Consider the following 292-nt stretch of genomic DNA (forward strand, 5'->3'; position numbering starts at 1 on the left):
TTCGCCTGCAAGCAGCCTCCTACGGTGTATCGATTCAACTCTTTTATTGATTCCAGGACGCCGGACGTTTTTGTACGAACGCCATGGTGCCTTCCTGGCCTTCTTCGCTGCTTACGGCGGCGGCGAAATCCTTCGCTGCCTGGTCCAGCAATGACTCCATGGGTTCATGGCCCACGTCCAGTACCAGCGCTTTGGTCACCCGGTTGGCATGGGGCGCGCATTTGCGAACCGCTTTCAGGGAGTCTTCCAGCAGGGCATCAAGGCCATCTGCGTCGGCGGCCACTTCGTGGAC

1 pseudogene is annotated in these 292 nt (G+C 58.9%); it reads right to left on the minus strand.

The window, feature by feature from the left end:
* Window positions 1-43 precede the first annotated feature (43 nt).
* Window positions 44-292, minus strand: a pseudogene (locus B3Q33_RS08895) (enoyl-CoA hydratase/isomerase family protein); the annotation flags it as partial.

The organism is Alcanivorax sp. UBA3183, assembly GCF_002364155.1.
GTDB classification, from domain to species: Bacteria; Pseudomonadota; Gammaproteobacteria; order Pseudomonadales; family Alcanivoracaceae; genus Alcanivorax; species Alcanivorax jadensis.